General features: G+C 64.0%; 2 protein-coding genes and 1 pseudogene. 1 reads left to right on the top strand and 2 read right to left on the bottom strand.

All coding sequences use genetic code 11. From position 1 onward, the window contains the following. Together EOA60_RS25820 and EOA60_RS25815 are read right to left on the bottom strand one after the other, a co-directional pair. Positions 1-545: pseudogene (locus EOA60_RS25820) on the bottom strand (glycosyltransferase family 4 protein); the annotation flags it as partial. A gap of 67 nt (positions 546-612) precedes the next feature. Next, a complete protein-coding gene (locus EOA60_RS25815) occupies positions 613-1554 on the bottom strand; it encodes a CPBP family intramembrane glutamic endopeptidase (RefSeq protein ID WP_095825152.1) in 942 nt (313 codons plus the stop codon). 258 nt (positions 1555-1812) lie between these two features. Here EOA60_RS25815 and EOA60_RS25810 point away from each other — a divergent pair, with 258 nt between their 5' ends. Beyond that, complete coding sequence (locus tag EOA60_RS25810; protein WP_095825211.1) at positions 1813-2877, top strand: TraB/GumN family protein; 1065 nt, start codon at positions 1813-1815, stop codon at positions 2875-2877. The last annotated feature ends 225 nt before the right edge of the window (positions 2878-3102 follow it).

The following is a 3102-nucleotide window of genomic DNA, read 5'->3' as shown; positions in this document are numbered from 1 at the left end:
ACCTTGGTGCGCTGCAGGAGCTGCCAGCGCGAGCCGCCGGCGATATCGAGATGGAAATCGAACGCACGGGCGAGATCGACAGCCCGGTTGAGGTTCTTGCCGGCGCGGGCGATGCCGGCCAGAAACAGAAGCCTGTCCGTCTTGCCGGCGGACAGCCGATAGGCGTCGACCGGAAAGCCGTTGTGGACGAAGGTTTCCCGCCCATGGTTGCGCGCATGGCTGGCGCTGACGAAGTTCCAGTTTGGCCTGTTTTGCGTGAATTCCGGGTCGAAGCCGTGCATCGTATAGAGCGCCGGTCGCGAAATCTCGATGTACCAGCCATTGAAATGCACGATGTCGGTGTCGGCCGGGATCGCAGCGCGGCATTCGGCGGCCGAAGAGGCCTGCCGCACTTCGCACAGCGGATGGCTCGAGCCGCGACCGGCGATCAGGACCACCTTGTGGCCGAGACGCGAAAGCTCTTTTGCCAGCCAGTCGACCTGCCGCTCAGTGCCGCCATAGCCTTTGCAGGGAATGGTGCGTTCCGCCACCAGCGTGATGCGCATCAGGCGAGCCCGTCGGTTTTCCGCCTGACCACGATCCGATCAAGAAACCGGTTTCCGCTTTTTTGGATCATGGCTCGTCCGGCCCGACCTTCAGGGGTGAGCGGCGATGCAGAAGCAGGAGCATCGTCAGCAGCGTGCTTACGATGCCGATCGCGGCGATGAGAACGGCGTCCCAATTGGTCCAGCCGGGGCCTTCCAGCGGCTTGGCGTTGAACAGGGCGAAGGAATTGTAGCTCTGCTGGTGCGAGATCAGCAGGAAGCCGATCAGATTGTTGCCGAGATGGGCGCCGAATGCAGCGCCGAGATTGCCGGTCACATAGACCAGCAGCGTCAGCAGCAGCGCGAAGGCGGCGATCGAGACCAGCACGCTGGCATTGATGGCAAGCGTCGAGGCCGGGCTCCAATGCAACGCGGTGAACAGAAGCCCCGGCAGCGCGGCCCAGATCAGCGGGCTGCCAAAGCGGCTGGCGAGGCCACGCAGCAGATAGCCACGGAACAGAGCCTCCTCCGATGAGGTCTGCAGAAAGGCGAGCGGCACGATCGCGAGAAGCAAGAGCAGCCAGGACGAGAACGCGATCGATCCGCGGACGATCTCCGGCTGCAGCCAATAGAGCAGCACCTCGGAGAACAAGGAGGTTGTCAGAACCGCGACCAGGCCTTTGAGAAACCCGCCGCGCGAGATGCGGCGGTCTGGGCCGATCAGCGCCGAGAGCGGCTCGCCATGAACGAAACGCATCGCGGCCCAAAGACCGATCCAAATGCCGGCAAAGGACGCCAGCACGGTGAGGATGCCGGCGGGAGAGGCAAGGAAATCCTGGATCGGCTGTCCGGTCGCCGGGCCCGGGAGGCGCAAGACGATGAAGGCGGCGGTGCCGGCGACGAGCACGACCAGCGTCACGGCGAGCCAGAAGAGAACGACGATCGCCGTTCCGAGCAGGAGCCGGAGCAGGGTGGTTTTCTCGTTCGGCGAGCGCCGGTAGCGCTCGAAGGCGGCGTTGTCGATGATCACACGGGGTCCCCTGCCGGGCGCTTTACGGTCGCATGATCTAGGGGATCGGCGTTTTCGGCGCAATCGCTCCCGTCAAATCCAGCAACCAGTTGGGCCGCTCGACCGCAGGGATCACCGAAACTGCCTGCAGATTAGCCATGGCCTTCCATCGGTGCAGGGCCACCCGTCTAACGCTGCTGCCGGGAATCCGGGCCGGTCGACAACAATTTCGGCTCTCGATTAACCGTTTTGCCGCTTTTTACGCTTAAGAAGCTTGCCATGAAACGCGTTATCGCCATCGCCGACCGCGCGGCCCTCGTCTCGTTGAAGCTGCTTGCAGCGCTCAACGTGCTGTTTTTCCTTTCGTTCCTGCTCGTGCTGCTGCTGGCCGGTCGCGCGCATGCCGAAGCGCCCGCCTGCGGCGGCAGCGACCTGCTGGCAGGTCTTGCAAAGAGCGATCCCGCCGCCTTCAAGAAGGTCGAGACCGAAGCCGCCGCCGTTCCAAACGGCCGGGGGCTGTTGTGGAAGCTCGAGAAACCGGGCGAGAAGCCGTCCTATCTCTTCGGCACCATGCACATGACGGACGCGCGCGTCACCACGCTGCCTGCCGCGGCCCAAAAAGCCTATGAAGGCGCCGACACCATCATCATCGAAACCACCGACGCCCTCGACAAGGCCAAGATGATGGCCGCCATGGCCGCCGAGCCTGGCCTGATGATGTTCACGGACAACACGACGCTATCCTCGCTGCTGTCGCCCGAGGATGCAGCGGTGCTGAACAAGGGGCTTGACGCACGCGGCATTCCGCCTCTGACGGTGGCCAAGATGAAGCCGTGGATCCTGTCGGCCATGGTGGCGCTGCCGGCCTGCGAGGTGGCGCGCCAGAGCGCCGGCGCGCCGGTGCTGGACGTCAAGCTGGCCGCCGACGCCAAAGCGTCCGGCAAGGACGTCGAGGGGTTGGAAACCGCCGTCGACCAGTTGCGCGCCATGGCTTCGCTGCCGCTCGCCTACCACATGAAGGGGTTGGTCGAGACGCTGAAGCTCGGCGACAAGGTGAACGACGTCAACGAAACCATGATCGTGCTCTACCAACGCGGCGAGGTCGGCATGTTCTGGCCGCTGTTTCGCGCCGTGCTGCCCGACACGGCGGATGACCAGGCCGGCTATGCCGCCTTTGAGCAGACCATGATCACCAGCCGCAACAAGGTCATGGTCGCGCATGCCATGCCGATTCTGGCCAGGGGCAATGCCTTCATGGCGGTCGGCGCGCTGCATCTGCCCGGCCCTGACGGACTGGTCGAAGATTTCCGCAAAGCGGGGTATAGTGTTACCGCCGTCAACTGAGTCGTCTGGCGGCTGGGGAGCGGAAAATGCCGGTTTTTCAGCGCTTTCCGTCCGCCTGCGTGAAACCCATTAGGGGATCCGCGCGTTGATGGCTGCTATTTGATGCCTTTCATTCCAAGGAGGACACGTTTCATGGCGAACCCTAACGACCCCTACACCCCGTCGAGCACGCCGCCCTCGAGGGGCGGTGGTGGCGGCAGCGGGTGGCTGATCGCCCTAGTTGTC

This window comes from Mesorhizobium sp. M1A.F.Ca.IN.020.06.1.1, from assembly GCF_004023265.1.
GTDB lineage: Bacteria > Pseudomonadota > Alphaproteobacteria > Rhizobiales > Rhizobiaceae > Mesorhizobium.
Note: the sequence above shows the minus strand (reverse complement) of the source record. Positions and strands in the feature narration are given on the sequence as shown.